At 57.2% G+C, this 16,078-nt stretch carries 14 protein-coding genes and 3 tRNA genes; all 17 read left to right on the forward strand.

What is annotated here, in order from left to right:
• Positions 1–51 precede the first annotated feature (51 nt).
• The 17 genes from rlmE (at position 52) to QMK58_RS04340 (ending at position 16,060) form a co-directional block, all read left to right on the forward strand.
• Positions 52–681 (forward strand): 23S rRNA (uridine(2552)-2'-O)-methyltransferase RlmE, encoded by a 630-nt coding sequence (rlmE, locus tag QMK58_RS04260; protein ID WP_320395914.1) that lies wholly within the window; start codon positions 52–54, stop codon positions 679–681.
• Between the two features lie 202 nt (positions 682–883).
• Positions 884–2,794 carry an ATP-dependent zinc metalloprotease FtsH gene (ftsH, locus tag QMK58_RS04265; RefSeq protein ID WP_053154380.1) on the forward strand — a complete coding sequence of 637 codons (1,911 nt, stop codon included), beginning with the start codon at positions 884–886 and terminating at the stop codon, positions 2,792–2,794.
• Positions 2,795–2,802: 8 nt separating this feature from the next.
• Entirely contained in the window at positions 2,803–3,654 is an 852-nt protein-coding gene (folP, locus tag QMK58_RS04270) for a dihydropteroate synthase (RefSeq protein WP_320395915.1), read from the forward strand.
• 16 nt (positions 3,655–3,670) lie between these two features.
• Positions 3,671–5,008, forward strand: coding sequence for a phosphoglucosamine mutase (gene glmM / locus QMK58_RS04275; RefSeq protein WP_320395916.1), 1,338 nt, complete (start codon positions 3,671–3,673; stop codon positions 5,006–5,008).
• A 66-nt stretch (positions 5,009–5,074) separates the two neighbouring features.
• Positions 5,075–5,830: a triose-phosphate isomerase gene (gene tpiA, locus QMK58_RS04280; protein ID WP_320395917.1), complete on the forward strand. Its 756-nt coding sequence runs from the start codon at positions 5,075–5,077 to the stop codon at positions 5,828–5,830.
• A 4-nt stretch (positions 5,831–5,834) separates the two neighbouring features.
• Positions 5,835–6,218 (forward strand): preprotein translocase subunit SecG, encoded by a 384-nt coding sequence (gene secG / locus QMK58_RS04285; RefSeq protein ID WP_017336473.1) that lies wholly within the window; start codon positions 5,835–5,837, stop codon positions 6,216–6,218.
• Between the two features lie 22 nt (positions 6,219–6,240).
• A tRNA-Leu gene (locus QMK58_RS04290) sits at positions 6,241–6,326 on the forward strand.
• Positions 6,327–6,423: 97 nt separating this feature from the next.
• Positions 6,424–6,500 (forward strand) — tRNA-Met (locus QMK58_RS04295).
• 138 nt (positions 6,501–6,638) lie between these two features.
• The gene (gene rimP, locus QMK58_RS04300) at positions 6,639–7,097 is read left to right on the forward strand and encodes a ribosome maturation factor RimP (protein ID WP_038843818.1); all 459 of its coding nucleotides are present in this window, start codon (positions 6,639–6,641) and stop codon (positions 7,095–7,097) included.
• Between the two features lie 59 nt (positions 7,098–7,156).
• The gene (gene nusA, locus QMK58_RS04305) at positions 7,157–8,638 is read left to right on the forward strand and encodes a transcription termination factor NusA (protein WP_020796534.1); all 1,482 of its coding nucleotides are present in this window, start codon (positions 7,157–7,159) and stop codon (positions 8,636–8,638) included.
• Between the two features lie 27 nt (positions 8,639–8,665).
• Entirely contained in the window at positions 8,666–11,191 is a 2,526-nt protein-coding gene (gene infB / locus QMK58_RS04310) for a translation initiation factor IF-2 (RefSeq protein ID WP_053154392.1), read from the forward strand.
• A 159-nt stretch (positions 11,192–11,350) separates the two neighbouring features.
• Positions 11,351–11,752, forward strand: a complete 402-nt coding sequence (gene rbfA, locus QMK58_RS04315; protein ID WP_053154395.1) for a 30S ribosome-binding factor RbfA — start codon at positions 11,351–11,353, stop codon at positions 11,750–11,752.
• 3 nt (positions 11,753–11,755) lie between these two features.
• On the forward strand, positions 11,756–12,673 hold the full coding sequence (gene truB, locus QMK58_RS04320) for a tRNA pseudouridine(55) synthase TruB (protein WP_053154398.1): 918 nt from the start codon (positions 11,756–11,758) through the stop codon (positions 12,671–12,673).
• Between the two features lie 142 nt (positions 12,674–12,815).
• Positions 12,816–13,085, forward strand: coding sequence for a 30S ribosomal protein S15 (gene rpsO, locus QMK58_RS04325; RefSeq protein ID WP_011332409.1), 270 nt, complete (start codon positions 12,816–12,818; stop codon positions 13,083–13,085).
• Positions 13,086–13,291: 206 nt separating this feature from the next.
• Entirely contained in the window at positions 13,292–15,397 is a 2,106-nt protein-coding gene (pnp, locus tag QMK58_RS04330; protein WP_007915263.1) for a polyribonucleotide nucleotidyltransferase, read from the forward strand.
• A 149-nt stretch (positions 15,398–15,546) separates the two neighbouring features.
• A tRNA-Thr gene (locus tag QMK58_RS04335) sits at positions 15,547–15,622 on the forward strand.
• A gap of 132 nt (positions 15,623–15,754) precedes the next feature.
• A complete protein-coding gene (locus QMK58_RS04340; protein ID WP_053154402.1) occupies positions 15,755–16,060 on the forward strand; it encodes a DUF6388 family protein in 306 nt (101 codons plus the stop codon).
• Positions 16,061–16,078: the final 18 nt, after the last annotated feature.

Below are 16,078 nucleotides of genomic sequence, written 5' to 3' on the forward strand. Positions count from 1 at the left end.
GGGCTCGTGGATCCGCCCAATTAATCACGACCCTTATCATCGAGGTGCCCAATGGCGCGTTCCAAGACAAGCCTTGGTTGGCTGAAAAGACATGTCAATGATCCTTATGTGAAGCAGGCGCAGAAGGATGGCTACCGCTCGCGTGCGAGTTACAAGCTCCTGGAGGTCCAGGAGAAATACAAGCTGATCCGTCCAGGCATGAGCGTTGTCGACCTGGGTGCGGCCCCTGGTGGCTGGTCGCAGGTCACTAGCCGGCTGATTGGTGGGCAGGGGCGCTTGATCGCCTCGGACATACTGGAAATGGACAGCATTCCGGACGTGACTTTCATCCAGGGTGACTTCACCCAGGACGAAGTGCTCGCCCGGATCCTGGAGGCCGTGGGTAATTCGCAGGTGGACCTTGTGATTTCCGATATGGCCCCCAATATGAGTGGTACGCCTGCCGTAGACATGCCAAAAGCCATGTTCCTTTGCGAGCTGGCGCTTGATCTGGCGGAGAGGATACTCAAGCCGGGTGGTAATTTCGTGATCAAGGTTTTTCAGGGTGAAGGGTTTGATGCTTACGTGAAGGACGCTCGTCAGAAATTCGACAAGGTCCAGATGATCAAGCCGGACTCTTCCCGTGGCAGCTCCCGCGAGCAATACATGCTGGCTTGGGGTTACCGCGGTCGTAGCGAGTAGAACGAGGTTTTTCGACCGGGGCGATAGGATTTTCGTATTTCGCCTTGTAAGAATTAGCGAATATTGTGTAGGAAGTGTTTCACAAAGGGTTACAGACGGCGCCTGCCAAGTTGTAGGTAATGTAGTAAGTTAGGCCGGTGAATATCATGCGAAGCGCGCGCCACCAGCGGCGCTTGCTTCAGAGGGTAGTTAATTGAACGATATGGCAAAGAATCTGATCCTGTGGTTGATCATCGCGGCTGTCCTGGTGACAGTGATGAACAACTTCTCCAGCCCTAATGAGCCGCAGACCCTCAACTATTCCGACTTCATCCAGCAGGTCAAGGATGGCAAGGTCGAGCGCGTAGCGGTTGATGGCTACGTGATTACCGGCAAGCGCAACGATGGCGACAGCTTCAAGACCATTCGTCCGGCGATCCAGGACAATGGCCTGATCGGCGATCTGGTGGATAACCACGTCGTGGTCGAAGGCAAACAGCCTGAGCAGCAAAGCATCTGGACTCAGCTCCTGGTCGCAAGCTTTCCGATCCTGGTGATCATCGCCGTGTTCATGTTCTTCATGCGCCAGATGCAGGGTGGCGCTGGCGGCAAGGGAGGACCGATGAGCTTCGGCAAGAGCAAGGCGCGCCTGCTCTCCGAAGATCAGGTGAAGACCACCCTGGCTGACGTTGCCGGTTGCGACGAAGCCAAGGAAGAAGTTGGCGAGCTGGTCGAGTTTCTCCGTGATCCGGGCAAGTTCCAGCGTCTGGGCGGCCGGATTCCTCGCGGTGTGCTGATGGTCGGTCCTCCTGGTACCGGTAAAACCTTGCTCGCCAAGGCGATTGCCGGTGAAGCCAAGGTGCCGTTCTTTACCATTTCCGGTTCTGACTTCGTCGAAATGTTCGTCGGTGTCGGCGCCAGTCGTGTTCGCGACATGTTCGAACAGGCGAAGAAACACGCTCCATGCATCATCTTCATCGACGAAATCGATGCTGTTGGTCGCCATCGTGGCGCTGGCATGGGTGGTGGTCACGACGAACGTGAGCAGACTCTCAACCAGTTGCTGGTGGAGATGGACGGCTTCGAAATGAATGACGGCATCATCGTGATTGCAGCGACCAACCGACCTGACGTACTGGACCCGGCGTTGCTGCGTCCGGGCCGTTTCGACCGCCAGGTCGTGGTTGGTCTGCCGGATATTCGTGGTCGTGAACAGATTCTCAAGGTCCACATGCGCAAAGTGCCAATGGGCGACGACGTTGCTCCGGCAGTGATCGCTCGTGGTACGCCTGGGTTCTCTGGTGCCGATCTGGCCAACCTGGTCAACGAAGCCTCGTTGTTTGCTGCCCGTGCCGGCAAGCGCATCGTCGAAATGAAAGAATTCGAGTTGGCCAAAGACAAGATCATGATGGGTGCCGAGCGCAAGTCCATGGTCATGTCCGAGAAAGAAAAGCAGAACACCGCTTATCACGAGGCGGGCCACGCTATCGTGGGTCGCGTCGTTCCCGAGCATGATCCGGTTTACAAGGTCTCGATCATCCCGCGCGGTCGCGCTCTGGGTGTGACCATGTTCCTGCCGGAAGAAGATCGCTACAGCCTGTCCAAGCGCGCATTGATCAGCCAGATCTGTTCGCTGTACGGTGGTCGTATTGCTGAAGAAATGACCTTGGGTGTCGATGGTGTGACCACCGGCGCTTCCAACGACATCATGCGTGCCAGCCAGATTGCGCGGAACATGGTGACCAAGTGGGGTCTTTCGGAAAAACTCGGCCCATTGATGTACGCCGAAGAAGAAGGCGAGGTGTTCCTGGGTCGCGGCGGTGGTGGTCAGAGCGCGAGTTTCTCCGGGGAGACAGCCAAACTGATCGACTCCGAAGTGCGCAGCATCATCGATCAGTGCTATGGCACGGCCAAGCAGATCCTCACGGACAACCGTGACAAGCTCGACGCCATGGCTGATGCCCTGATGAAGTACGAGACGATCGACGCCGAACAGATCAACGACATCATGGCAGGTCGACCGCCCCGCGAGCCGCGCGACTGGTCGGGTGGCACTGGCACTTCCGGAACCCCTCCGGTTGTGCAGGACGAGCGTCCGGAAACACCCATTGGTGGTCCGGCTGCTGACGTTTAAGGTTTGAAATGACTTCTGTTCTGTCCTCGACCCGGTTGCCTTGCGGCAGCCGGGTTCTTGATTTGGCCCAGACGCATGTCATGGGCATTCTCAATGTCACTCCTGATTCTTTCTCTGATGGTGGCCAGTACAGCCAGCTTGACGCGGCCATGCGCCACGCCGAAGCCATGGTCGCGGCCGGCGCAACCCTCATTGATGTCGGTGGCGAGTCCACGCGCCCCGGTGCAAGGGCTGTATCGCCGCTGGAGGAGTTGGAGCGCGTAGCGCCTATAGTGGAGCGCATCAGTCGCGAGTTGGACGTGATCATCTCGGTCGATACGTCTACGCCATCGGTGATGCGCGAAACTGCGCGTCTAGGCGCTGGTTTGATCAACGATGTGCGCTCGTTGCGCCGTGATGGCGCCCTGGATGCGGCCGCCGCCACCGGACTGCCAGTTTGCCTTATGCATATGCTCGGCGAGCCCGGCGATATGCAGGACAATCCTCAGTATCAGGACGTTACGAAAGAAGTCGGCGAGTTTCTCGCTGAGCGCATGGTTCAGTGTTCTCTGGCGGGTATTCCTCCTGAGCGGGTCATCCTCGATCCTGGCTTTGGCTTCGCCAAAACCTTGCAGCACAATCTAAGCTTGTTCAAGCATATGGAAGCGCTGCATGCCTTGGGGCGACCCCTTTTGGTTGGGGTTTCGCGCAAGAGCATGATTGGGCAGGCTTTGGGTCGTCCGGTTGGTGAGCGACTGTTTGGTGGCCTGGCGCTCGCAGCTCTGGCTTCGGTGAAAGGGGCGTGTATATTGCGCGTCCATGATGTCGCCGAAACAGTGGATGTGGTGCGGATGATAGCCGCGGTGGGATCAGCCGAATAAGAATTGTGGAGTACTTATGAGCAAAAAATACTTTGGCACCGATGGTATTCGTGGCCGTGTCGGAGAGTATCCGATTACTCCTGATTTTATGCTTAAGCTCGGCTGGGCGGCGGGCATGGCATTCCGAAAAATGGGTGCCTGCAAAGTGCTGGTGGGTAAAGACACCCGGATCTCCGGCTACATGTTCGAGTCGGCGCTTGAAGCGGGTCTCACTTCGGCCGGTGCTGATGTAATGTTGCTGGGTCCGATGCCGACGCCTGCAATTGCGTATCTGACGCGCACCTTTCATGCCGAAGCCGGCATCGTGATCAGTGCATCGCACAATCCCCATGATGACAACGGCATCAAGTTTTTCTCCGGCAAGGGCACCAAGCTGCCAGACGAAGTCGAGCTCATGATCGAGGAATTGCTCGATACCCCGATGACCGTGGTTGAGTCGAGCAAGATCGGCAAGGTATCGCGAATCAACGACGCATCGGGCCGATACATCGAGTTCTGCAAGAGCAGCGTGCCGACCGGTACCAATTTCACCGGCCTGAAAATCGTGATCGATTGCGCGCACGGTGCCACTTACAAAGTGGCGCCGAGTGTGTTTCGTGAGCTGGGGGCCGACGTTGTCGTGCTGTCCGCACAACCGAATGGCCTGAACATCAATGACAACTGCGGGTCGACCCATATGGGTCAGTTACAGGCCGCTGTGGTGGCTGAGCATGCTGATCTGGGAATCGCCTTCGATGGTGATGGCGACCGGGTTCAGATGGTTGATCACACGGGCGCAGTAGTGGATGGTGATGAGCTGCTGTTCATCATTGCCCGGGATCTGCATGAGCGTGACAAGCTGCAAGGCGGTGTGGTCGGAACCCTGATGAGTAATCTGGGGTTGGAACTGGCCCTGGCGGATCTGGGTATTCCGTTCGTGCGTGCGAATGTCGGTGACCGATATGTGATTGCCGAGCTGCTTGAGCGTGACTGGATCGTGGGTGGTGAAAATTCGGGGCATGTTGTGTGCTTCAGTCATACCACTACCGGTGATGCGATCATTGCGGCTCTGCAGGTATTGATGGCATTGAAGATGCGTAATGAAAGCTTGGCGCAATCGCGTCAGACGCTACGCAAGTGCCCTCAGGTACTGATCAACGTGCGCTTCGGCGGCGGCGCAAATCCCATTGAGCACCCGTCCGTGAAAGAGGCTAGCGAGCGCGTTACGAAGTCGATGGCGGGGCGCGGACGAGTGCTGTTGCGTAAGTCCGGGACCGAGCCGTTGGTGCGTGTCATGGTTGAAGGTGAAGACGAAGCAGTGGTTCGTGGATACGCCGAAGAGCTGGCTAAACTGGTAACTGAAGTTTCTGCCTGAATTCGGCTTGCCAGCCTCGATTGTGTTGGGTAACATCTGCGCCCACTTTGACCGACGAGGTACAGCATGCGTCGCCCTATGGTAGCTGGTAACTGGAAGATGCACGGTACCCGCGCCAGCGTCGCTGAGCTGATCAACGGCCTTCGTGAGTTGGCCTTGCCGAGCGGTGTTGATGTCGTGGTATTCCCACCTTTGCTGCATATCAATCAAGTGATTGATGGTCTGGAAGGGAAGTCGATTTCGGTCGGCGCGCAGAATTCTGCGGTGGAATCCGGGCAAGGTGCGTTGACCGGTGAAGTTGCGCCGAGTCAGTTGGTGGATGCAGGTTGTTCCCTGGTGCTTGTTGGGCATTCCGAGCGCCGCCAGATTATGGGCGAGCAGGACGCAATGCTGATTCGCAAGTTCGCAGCGGCACAGGCAAGTGGCTTGATTCCGGTGTTGTGCATAGGGGAGACCCTGGAGCAGCGCGAAGCCGGTAAAACTCTTGAGGTTGTCTCGCGTCAGCTTGGCAGTATCATCGAGGAGCTGGGTGTCGGTGTATTTGCAAAGGCGGTAATTGCTTACGAGCCGGTCTGGGCCATTGGTACCGGGCTGACTGCTTCGCCGCAACAGGCGCAGGATGTGCATGCAGCCATCCGCGCTCAGTTGGCGGCAGAGAATTCTGAAGTCGCGCAAGGTGTGCGGCTTCTATACGGCGGCAGCGTGAAGGCGGCCAATGCGGTCGAACTGTTCGGCATGCCGGATATCGATGGGGGTCTCATTGGTGGGGCTTCCCTGAATGCAGATGAGTTCGGTGCGATCTGTCGCGCCGCGGGAAACTGAAAAAATGCTGGAAACAGTCGTAGTCGTTTTTCATCTGCTGGGTGCATTGGGCGTAGTTGCTCTGGTTTTGCTGCAGCAGGGTAAAGGTGCGGACGCTGGCGCGTCTTTCGGAGCAGGTGCTTCAAATACTGTGTTCGGAAGCCAAGGTTCCTCTACCTTTCTTAGTAAGTTTACTGCTATACTTGCCGCAGGTTTTTTCATAACCAGCTTAGGGTTAGGTTACTTTGCTAAAGAGAAGGCTCACCAGCTGACTCAAGTAGGTCTCCCAAATCCAGCGGTACTGGAAGTTCCAAAGCAACAACCGGCTTCTGATGATGTCCCGGTGCTTCAAGAGCAAAAGTCGGCTACTCCAGCGACTGACGTACCTCCAGCTCAAGAGCAAAAGTAAGAAGAGCTTCAAATGTAGTTTTGCCGAGGTGGTGGAATTGGTAGACACGCAACCTTGAGGTGGTTGTGCCCATAGGGTGTAGGGGTTCGAGTCCCCTTCTCGGTACCAATTAGTCAGGAGAGCCCGCTGTTGCGGGCTTTCTTGCAGGTGGAAGGTTACATTGACCCTGTAGGGGATCGGTCGTATACTTCCGCCCCAGCTTTGTCGCGGGGTGGAGCAGTCTGGTAGCTCGTCGGGCTCATAACCCGAAGGTCGTCGGTTCAAATCCGGCCCCCGCAACCAGTTTAAGGAGCCCCTTTTAAGGGGCTTTTTGTTAGCTGGACACTTTCAACGCCGCTGTTCGACGGCGTTTCAAGGATGGGCGTTTCGCCCATTTTTTTATTTTGCATAGCATGCACATACATGCACTAGGGGGTTCAGGTGTCGAGCAAGCTAGAAGAGTTGCAGGCCTTGCTGGCCCCGGTGGTCGTGGCCCTAGGCTATGAATGCTGGGGTATCGAGTTTTCGGCTCAGGGTCGTCACTCGATGTTGCGCGTTTATATCGATAAAGAAGGCGGTGTGCTGGTGGACGATTGCGCCATTGTCAGCCGTCAGATCAGCGGTGTGCTGGATGTGGAAGATCCAATCTCCGTTGAGTACACCCTTGAAGTTTCCTCGCCTGGCATGGAACGCCCTCTGTTCACTATTGAGCAGTTTGCAAAATTTGCCGGTGAACAAGTGAAGATCAAGCTGCGCTCGCCTTTTGAAGGACGACGCAACTTTCAGGGCCTTCTGCGCGGCGTAGAAGAGCAGGATGTTGTGGTGCAGGTGGAAGACCATGAGTTCCTGTTGCCGATCGATATGATCGACAAGGCCAACATTATTCCCAGTTTTGACTGAGGCGTGCCAGATACTGCGGATCCCGCGGATCCAATGGCTTGCGAAAGGCGAGGCGTACGATGAGCAAAGAAGTACTGCTGGTTGTTGAGTCGGTATCCAACGAAAAGGGTGTACCGGCAAACGTGATTTTTGAAGCGCTGGAGCTGGCTCTGGCCACTGCGACCAAAAAACGTTTTGAGGACGAAGTCGATCTGCGTGTGGAAATCAATCGCCACACCGGTGCTTATGAGACTTTTCGTCGCTGGACAGTCGTCGAAGAAGACGACCTGGACGATCCGGCCATCGAAACCTGGCCGAGCAAGGTTGCTGAAACGCACCCTGGCGCCAAGGTGGGTGATGTAGTCGAAGAGAAAATCGAGTCTATTGAATTCGGTCGCATCGCTGCGCAGACTGCAAAGCAAGTCATTGTGCAGAAAGTTCGCGAAGCCGAGCGCGCTCAGGTTGTTGATGCTTACCGCGAGCGCCTGGGTGAAATCATCTCCGGCACCGTGAAAAAAGTCACCCGCGACAACGTGATCGTTGATCTGGGCAACAACGCTGAAGCGTTGCTGGCCCGTGAAGACATCATTTCTCGCGAAACTTTCCGGGTTGGCGTGCGTCTGCGTGCGCTGCTCAAGGAAATCCGCACCGAGAACCGCGGCCCGCAGTTGATCCTGTCGCGCACCGCGCCGGAAATGCTGATCGAGTTGTTCCGCATCGAAGTGCCGGAAATTGCTGAAGGCCTGATCGAAGTAATGGCCGCCTCCCGTGATCCGGGTTCGCGTGCCAAGATCGCCGTTCGTTCCAAGGACAAACGCATCGACCCGCAAGGCGCTTGCATCGGTATGCGCGGTTCGCGCGTCCAGGCAGTGTCGGGCGAGTTGGGCGGTGAGCGTGTTGACATCGTTCTGTGGGACGACAACCCGGCTCAGTTCGTAATCAACGCCATGTCCCCGGCCGAGGTTGCGGCAATTATCGTTGACGAAGATGCCCATGCAATGGACATCGCCGTTGGCGCAGACAATCTGGCTCAGGCCATCGGTCGCGGTGGTCAGAACGTGCGTCTGGCCAGCCAGTTGACTGGCTGGACCCTGAACGTGATGACCGAATCGGACATCCAGGCTAAACAGCAGGCGGAAACCGGCGACATCCTGCGCAACTTCATCGACGAGCTGGAAGTCGACGAAGATCTGGCACAGGTGCTGGTGGACGAAGGCTTTACCAGCCTGGAAGAGATTGCCTACGTACCGTTGGAAGAAATGCTCAACATCGACGGCTTTGACGAAGACACCGTCAACGAGCTTCGCGCTCGGGCCAAGGATCGCTTGTTGACTAAAGCCATCGCTACTGAGGAAAAGCTGGCAGACGCCCATCCGGCCGAAGACCTGCTCTCGCTTGAGGGTATGGACAAGGATTTGGCGATGGAACTGGCGGTGCGCGGCGTAATTACCCGCGAAGACCTGGCCGAGCAGTCTATTGACGACCTGCTCGACATCGACGGCATTGACGATGATCGTGCCGGCAAGTTGATCATGGCCGCCCGAGCCCACTGGTTCGAGTAATTAGGCGCGGCCTGAGGAGAGAAGTGCATGACGCAAGTCACGGTGAAACAACTGGCCGATGAGGTCAAAACACCGGTAGAGCGCCTGTTGCAGCAGATGCGTGAGGCAGGTCTGCCGCACACCGCCGCCGAAGAAAATGTGACTGACAGTGAGAAGCAATCGTTGCTGACTCACTTGAAAAGCAGCCACAAGGCGAAAGTGGAAGAACCACGCAAGATTACGCTGCAGCGTAAAACCACCAGCACCCTGCGTGTTGCTGGAAGCAAGAGCATCAGCGTTGAAGTACGCAAGAAGAAAGTCTTCGTACAGCGCAGCCCGGAAGAAATCGAAGCCGAGCGCAAGCGTGAACTGGACGAACGTCGCGCAGTAGAAAATGCTGCACGTCAGAAGGCTGAAGAAGAAGCCAAGCGTCGCGCCGAAGAAGAAGCGCGTCGCCAGCCTGCTGCTGCGTCTACCGCTCAAGCCGAACCTGTTGCAGCGCCAGCTGCGGTCGCCGAACCCGTGCGTGAAAGCGCTCCGGTTGTGGCAGCCGCTCCGGCACCTGCGGCCGATACCCGCAAGCGTGACGAACAGCGTCGTCCAGACAAGCCACGTGCTGACGACAACAGTCGTCGCGGTAGCGGCGATGGCGAGCGCAAAAACGCTCCGCATCGTGCTTCGGTCAAGGAAAAGGCCCCGGCTCCACGCGTTGCCCCACGTACTACCGACGAAGAAAGCGATGGCTTCCGTCGTGGTGGTCGCGGCAAGGCCAAGCTGAAGAAGCGCAACGCCCACGGTTTCCAGAGCCCAACCGGCCCTGTCGTGCGCGAAGTGAAGATCGGCGAGACCATCACTGTGGGCGACCTCGCTCAGCAGATGTCGGTCAAGGCTGCTGAAATCATCAAGTTCATGTTCAAACTGGGTACTCCAGCGACCATCAACCAGGTACTGGATCAGGAAACTGCCCAGCTTGTGGCTGAGGAACTGGGCCACAAAGTGACCCTGGTCAGCGACACCGCCCTGGAAGATTCCCTGGCTGAGTCCCTGAAGTTTGAAGGCGAGGCCGTTTCCCGTGCGCCAGTCGTGACCGTAATGGGCCACGTTGACCATGGTAAGACTTCCCTGCTCGACTACATCCGTCGTGCCAAGGTTGCTGCTGGCGAAGCCGGTGGCATCACCCAGCACATCGGTGCATACCACGTTGAAACCGACCGTGGCATGGTGACGTTCCTCGACACCCCGGGTCACGCCGCGTTTACCGCAATGCGTGCCCGTGGTGCCAAGGCGACCGACATCGTGATCCTGGTGGTTGCAGCGGACGACGGCGTGATGCCGCAGACCATTGAAGCTGTCCAGCACGCCGTAGCGGCTGGTGTTCCACTGGTTGTTGCAGTGAACAAGATCGACAAGCCGGGCGCCGATCTCGATCGCATCCGTAGCGAACTGTCGGTTCACGGCGTGACATCGGAAGAATGGGGTGGTGACACGCCGTTCGTACCGGTTTCGGCGAAGATGGGTACTGGCGTCGACGAACTGCTCGAAGCTGTATTGCTGCAAGCCGAAGTACTGGAACTGACTGCAACTCCATCGGCTCCTGGCCGTGGTGTCGTGGTTGAATCCCGTCTGGACAAGGGCCGTGGCCCGGTGGCTACCGTTCTGGTTCAAGACGGTACCCTGCGCCAGGGTGACATGGTCCTGGTCGGTTCGAACTATGGCCGTGTACGTGCCATGCTCGACGAGAACGGCAAGCCAATCAAGGAAGCCGGTCCGGCCATCCCTGTCGAGATTCTCGGCCTGGACGGTACTCCGGATGCTGGCGACGAGATGAGCGTGGTTGCCGACGAGAAGAAAGCCCGTGAAGTGGCTCTGTTCCGTCAAGGCAAGTTCCGCGAAGTCAAGCTGGCCCGTGCTCACGCAGGCAAGCTGGAAAACATCTTCGAAAACATGGGTCAGGAAGAGAAGAAGACGCTCAACATCGTCCTCAAATCCGACGTCCGTGGTTCGTTGGAAGCGTTGAACGGTGCCTTGAACGGCCTGGGTAACGACGAAGTGCAAGTGCGTGTGGTCGGTGGCGGTGTCGGTGGTATCACCGAATCCGACGCCAACCTGGCACTGGCCTCCAACGCTGTACTGTTCGGCTTCAACGTGCGTGCCGATGCCGGTGCGCGCAAGATCGTCGAGCAGGAAGGTCTGGATATGCGTTACTACAACGTGATCTACGACATCATCGAAGACGTCAAGAAAGCCCTGACCGGTATGCTCGGCAGCGATGTTCGCGAGAACATCCTGGGTATCGCCGAAGTGCGTGACGTGTTCCGTTCGCCGAAGTTTGGCGCGATCGCCGGTTGCATGGTTATCGAAGGTGTTGTGCACCGTAACCGTCCAATCCGTGTACTGCGTGAAGACATCGTTATCTTCGAAGGCGAGCTGGAATCCCTGCGCCGCTTCAAGGATGACGCTTCCGAAGTACGTGCCGGCATGGAATGCGGTATCGGCGTGAAGAGCTACAACGACGTCAAAGTCGGTGACAAGATCGAAGTCTTCGAGAAGGTGCAGGTTGCTCGCAGCCTCTAACTCGCGCACTTCAAGAGCCGTGATGGGCTGCCGCATGCAAATGCGCAGTTCGTCACCCGGACTCTAAACGCAACGCCCGGTCTGGCTTCTGTCAGGCCGGGCGTTTGCCGCTTTCAGACCACACGGGTTTCACCGTGGGGCAGTAACAGGTAACAAGACATGGCAAAAGAATATAGCCGTACCCAACGTATCGGCGATCAGATGCAGCGCGAGCTGGCACAACTGATCCGTCGTGAAGTCAAAGACCCGCGCGTCGGCCTGGTCACCATTACCGCTGTTGAAGTCAGCCGTGACGTCGGTCACGCCAAGATTTTCATCACCGTGATGGGGCAGGACAGCGCCGAAGAGATCGCTCAAAGCATCAAGGTGCTCAACTCCGCCGCCGGTTTCCTGCGCATGCAGTTGGCCCGTGAGATGAAGCTGCGAAGCGTTCCACAGTTGCACTTCCACTACGACGAAAGCGTCGTGCGTGGTGCGCATCTGTCGGCGTTGATCGAGCGCGCAGTGGCTGAAGACAACCAGAACCTGGTTGCCGCAGAACCCGAAGACACCAAGGAGTAATCGGTGGCTCAGGTCAAACGTATCCGTCGTAACGTCAGCGGCATCATCCTGCTCGACAAGCCGCTGGGGTTTACCTCCAACGCGGCCTTGCAGAAGGTTCGCTGGCTGCTCAATGCCGAGAAGGCCGGGCACACCGGCAGTCTCGACCCCTTGGCCACCGGCGTGCTGCCATTGTGCTTCGGCGAGGCCACCAAGTTCTCGCAGTACCTGCTTGATTCCGACAAGGGGTACGAAACCCTGGCGCAACTGGGCAAGACCACGACCACGGCGGATGCCGAGGGCGAAGTTTTGCAGGAGCGCCCGGTGACCGTTGGTCGCACCGATATCGAAGCTGTATTGCCGAAATTTCGTGGGCAAATCAGTCAGATACCGCCGATGTACTCGGCGCTCAAGCGTGACGGTCAGCCGCTGTACAAGCTGGCTCGTGCAGGCGAAGTAGTGGAGCGCGAACCGCGTTCTGTTACTATTACGCGCTTGGAATTGCTGGCCTTCGAAGGTGATACTGCGCGGCTGTCGGTGGATTGCACTAAAGGCACCTATATCCGCACCCTGGTGGAGGATATCGGTGAGCAACTCGGTTGTGGCGCTTACGTTGCAGAACTGCGACGTACCCAGGCCGGGCCATTCACCCTGGCGCAGACGGTCACTCTCGAAGAGCTGGAAGCGGTACATGCCGAAGGCGGTAATGAAGCGGTCGATCGCTTCCTGATGCCATCGGACAGCGGCCTGCTGGATTGGCCGCTGCTGCAGTTCTCGGAAGCGAGCGCGTTCTACTGGCTAAACGGCCAGCCAGTACGTGCCCCGGATGCTCCGAAGTTCGGCATGGTACGGGTACAGGATCACAATGGTCGCTTCATCGGTATCGGTGAAGTGAGCGAAGACGGGCGCATCGCGCCACGTCGACTGATTCGGTCAGAATGACCGGAACCAGCCCGTGTAACAGCGGGCTGGCGAGGGTGGCTGTTAACAGGCACGGTCACTACTCATTTTTAGATACAGGGATTTGTCCCTGGCCTGTTGAAACTGTTTTTCTGAAACAGTTTCCTGATAAAAGGATTGCCTCATGGCTCTCGACGTTCAAGAAAAAGCTCAAATCGTAGCTGACTACCAGCAAGCTGTTGGTGACACTGGTTCGCCAGAAGTGCAAGTTGCACTGCTGACCGCCAACATCAACAAACTGCAAGGTCACTTCAAGGCCAACGGTAAAGATCACCACTCCCGTCGTGGTCTGATCCGCATGGTAAACCAGCGTCGTAAGCTGCTGGACTACCTGAAAGGCAAGGACGTGAGCCGTTACAGCGCTCTGATCGCTCGCCTGGGTCTGCGTCGCTAATAAGCGATTGCGCTAGAGGTTGGTTGTCTGTCGTGCTCCAGTGGGTTTCCCGCTGGCGCATGGCAGGCTCCCAGCCTCAAGTTTTATCTGGATACCTGCTTTACCTGAGTGACACCTGGACAATCCAGTCGGGCCGATTCCCGGCGTTGCCCAAGAATTTCGCAAGAAACCAGTTCCCCCAAGAGCCACAAAGAAGGTAGGACACCGTGAACCCGGTAATCAAAAAATTCCAGTTCGGTCAGTCGACCGTTACCCTCGAGACTGGCCGTATCGCCCGTCAGGCCTCCGGCGCAGTATTGGTCACCGTTGACGACGACGTCAGCGTGTTGGTGACTGTAGTCGGTGCAAAACAAGCGGATCCAGGCAAGGGCTTCTTCCCTCTGTCTGTTCACTACCAGGAAAAGACTTACGCTGCCGGTAAGATCCCTGGCGGTTTCTTCAAGCGTGAAGGCCGTCCTTCCGAAAAAGAAACCCTGACTTCCCGACTGATCGACCGTCCGATCCGTCCGCTGTTCCCGGAAGGCTTCATGAACGAAGTGCAGGTAGTCTGCACCGTCGTTTCGACCAGCAAAAAGACCGATCCGGACATCGCTGCGATGATCGGTACCTCGGCTGCCCTGGCCATCTCCGGCATTCCTTTCGATGGCCCGATCGGCGCTGCCCGCGTTGCGTTCCACGAAAGCACCGGTTACCTGCTGAACCCGACTTACGAGCAACAAGCAGCTTCGAGCCTGGACATGGTCGTTGCCGGTACTTCGGACGCTGTGCTGATGGTTGAATCGGAAGCCAAAGAGCTGACCGAAGACCAGATGCTGGGCGCGGTACTGTTTGCTCACGACGAGTTCCAGGTTGTGATCAACGCTGTTAAAGAACTGGCCGCCGAAGCTGCCAAGCCAACCTGGACCTGGGCTCCTGCGCCAGAAGCCACCGAGCTGCTGGGCGCTATCCGTGCCGAATTCGGCGAAGCGATCTCCCAGGCCTACACCATCACTGTCAAGGCCGACCGTTATGCTCGCCTGGGCGAGTTGAAGGACCAGGTCGTTGCCAAGTTGTCCGGTGAAGAAGGCCAGCCTTCTTCCAGCGAAGTCAAAGCGGCTTTCGGCGAAATCGAATACCGCACCGTTCGCGAAAACATCGTAAACGGCAAGCCACGTATCGACGGTCGCGACACCAAGACTGTCCGTCCGTTGAACATCGAAGTCGGCGTTCTGCCGAAGACCCACGGTTCGGCTCTGTTCACCCGTGGCGAAACCCAGGCGCTGGTCGTTGCAACACTGGGCACCGCCCGTGACGCACAACTGCTGGACACCCTGGAAGGCGAGAAAAAAGACCCGTTCATGCTGCACTACAACTTCCCTCCGTTCTCGGTAGGCGAGTGTGGTCGCATGGGTGGTGCTGGTCGTCGTGAAATCGGTCACGGCCGTCTGGCCCGTCGTTCGGTTTCGGCCATGCTGCCTGCCGCCGACGTGTTCCCGTACACCATCCGCGTTGTTTCGGAAATCACCGAATCCAACGGTTCGAGCTCGATGGCTTCCGTTTGCGGCGCTTCCCTGGCCCTGATGGACGCTGGTGTGCCGATGAAGGCGCCGGTTGCCGGTATCGCCATGGGTCTGGTTAAAGAAGGCGAGAAATTCGCTGTCCTGACCGACATCCTGGGTGACGAAGATCACCTGGGCGACATGGACTTCAAGGTAGCCGGTACCGCCAAAGGTGTTACCGCGCTGCAGATGGACATCAAGATCAAGGGCATCACCGAAGAAATCATGGAGATCGCTCTGGGCCAAGCCCTGGAAGCGCGCCTGAACATCCTCGGTCAGATGAACCAGATTATTGGCCAGTCGCGTACCGAACTGTCGGCCAACGCACCGACCATGATCGCGATGAAGATCGATACCGACAAAATTCGTGATGTCATCGGTAAAGGCGGCGCGACCATTCGTGCGATCTGTGAAGAAACCAAGGCTTCGATCGACATCGAAGACGACGGTTCGATCAAGATCTTCGGCGAAACCAAGGAAGCGGCAGAAGCTGCTCGTCAGCGCGTTCTGGGCATTACCGCCGAGGCCGAGATCGGCAAGATCTACGTCGGTAAGGTTGAGCGCATCGTCGATTTCGGCGCATTCGTCAACATCCTGCCGGGCAAGGACGGTCTGGTTCACATCTCCATGCTGAGCGACGCTCGCGTTGAGAAAGTGACCGACATCCTTAAAGAAGGCCAGGAAGTGGAAGTGCTGGTACTGGACGTGGACAACCGCGGCCGTATCAAACTGTCCATCAAAGACGTGGCAGCAGCCAAGGCTTCGGGCGTTTAATCGACCCCCCAGCCTGACCGCTTCAACGTTGTAGAAAATGCCCCGCAGTGAAAGCTGCGGGGCATTTTTTTATGTGTGCGGGAAGATCTTTTGCTTTTGTGGTGTAGTCAGTTGCCTGGTCCCATAGTCGGTGCTAGGTTTAGCCCACCGCCCGTGTAGCTCAGCCGGTAGAGCAGCGCACTCGTAACGCGAAGGTCGCAGGTTCGATTCCTGTCTCGGGCACCAGCAACAATTGTTTTCAGATGATCCCCGAATGGTTCTGAAGGCCAGAAAACCGCGCTTTATAAGGTTTTTTGCGTCAGAGAGATCCTTGATGATCCAGATCCATCTTCCATTCCCCAGATCAGCGAGAACGCCATGACTGTTAAAGAATTGACCCAAGAAGCCCGTCACGAAGAAGCGCTGAAGAAGTACTTGCTGGAGTCGCCGCAGCTGGCCGAAGAGATCAAGGACTTGCCTGCCGACGATCAGAAAGATCAGATCCAGTGGGCGTTCGAGGATGAAGCCGACGCTCAAGGCTTGCAGCCGTGGGAGCTGACACTCAAGTACACCTCAACCCCTGAAGAGTTCGAGGCCAAACGACTTGAACTGCACAAGGAAGCAGCCGAAGTCTTGGGCGTCGAGTGGGAGGAGTACTGCGAGATGAACAATCTGGTGGTTTGACAGCAGCATCGAGCTTCA

It is taken from the genome of Pseudomonas sp. P8_241 (assembly GCF_034008315.1).
GTDB lineage: Bacteria > Pseudomonadota > Gammaproteobacteria > Pseudomonadales > Pseudomonadaceae > Aquipseudomonas.